At 74.4% G+C, this 1,549-nt stretch carries 1 protein-coding gene and 1 pseudogene; both read left to right on the top strand.

Annotated elements, in window-relative coordinates; genetic code table 11:
• Window positions 1–449 (top strand): annotated as a pseudogene (locus ESO86_RS19385) (hypothetical protein); the annotation flags it as partial.
• Between the two features lie 130 nt (window positions 450–579).
• Window positions 580–1,549, top strand: a 970-nt coding sequence (locus tag ESO86_RS16720) for a phosphodiesterase (RefSeq protein ID WP_165308217.1), incomplete at its 3' end; no start/stop codon positions are given.

Consider the following 1,549-nt stretch of genomic DNA (forward strand, 5'->3'; position numbering starts at 1 on the left):
CACTCGCCGCCGTCGCCGGCGCGATCGCGCGGTTCCGTGCCGGGCCCGTGCTGCCCTGGGTCTCCGCGCACCGACTGCTCGTGCTCATCGCGGGCGCGCTCGTCGTGTCCGGCGCGGCGTTCGCCACGACCGCCGCGATGATCTCCCAGCCTCCGGTCGCCGAGGGCGGCGGATCGGTCGACGACGACGCTGGGCCGCGACCGAGCTCGGAGTTCGTGATGCCGAGTCCCGTCACCGGGTCGCCGACGGCGACGACCGCGCCGCCGACCGCACCGGCGACGCCCACGACGCCCGCCCCGAGCGTTCCGGCCGACGACGCGCCGATCGAGCCGGAGCCGACGACGGACGTCGCGCCGACGACCGCCCCTGAGCCGACCGAGGAGTCGAACGGCAACGGCCGGCCGGATCCGCCCGGCGCCGAGAACCGACCCGACAAGACGAAGGACTGACCGCCCGAGCTCCGTCGCGCCGCTCGTCCCGTTCAGCTCCGTCACACTCCGCAGTCACCGGGCGTTCGGATCGGTGTGGTGCGCTAGCGTCGTGTCCACCCGGACGCACCTCGCAACGATCGGAGCCCACGTGAGCACCCGGCAGGCCGAGCACCCTCGGCCGTCGCACTTCCTCCTCCACGTCAGCGACACGCACCTGCTCGCCGGAGGCGGGCGGCTCTACGATCGCGTCGCGGCCGACCGGCACCTGAAGGAGCTCTTCGAGCAGTTCGAGGCGTCCGGCGGGCGTCCCGACGCCATCGTGTTCACCGGGGACCTCGCCGACCGCGGCGAGCCCGAGGCGTACGAGCTGATCCGGCGCATCGTCGACCCGGTCGCGGCCAGGCTCGGCACGCGCGTCATCTGGGTCATGGGCAACCACGACGAGCGCGACGCGTTCCGGCGCGGCCTGCTCGGCGACGGCATCGGCGGGCAGCGGCCGGTCGACCGCGTCGACGACGTCGACGGGCTGCGCGTGATCACGCTCGACTCGACGGTGCCCGGCCATCACCACGGCGAGCTCTCGGGCGACCAGCTCGACTGGCTGGCCGAGGAGCTCGCCATCCCGGCACCGCACGGCACGATCCTCGCGATGCACCACCCGCCCGTGCCGAGCGTGCTCGACCTCGCCGTGTCGGTCGAGCTCCGCGACCAGCCCGCGCTCGCCGAGGTGGTCGCGGGCAGCGACATCCGCTCGATCATCGCCGGGCACCTGCACTACTCCTCGACCGCGGCGTTCGCGGGCATCCCGGTCTCGGTCGCGTCGGCGAGCTGCTACACGCAGGACCTCACGGTGCCGACTGGCGGCACGCGCGGATGGGACGGGGCTCGCGCCTTCAACCTCGTCCACGTGTACCCGACGACCGTGCTGCACTCGGTCGTGCCGCTCGGCGACCACGCGCCCCTCGACTTCATCGACCCGGCGGAGTCGGCCCGGCGCCTCTCGGCCGGCGGCATCGTGATCCCGGATGCCCCTGCGGCGTCCGCGCCGGCTTCCGGCATCGCGCCGCCCGTCGCCGAGTTCCAGCCGCTCGCCGTCGCGCCGTCGACGTCGGCGCTCC

Source organism: Agromyces binzhouensis, assembly GCF_004135055.1.
GTDB lineage: Bacteria > Actinomycetota > Actinomycetes > Actinomycetales > Microbacteriaceae > Agromyces > Agromyces binzhouensis.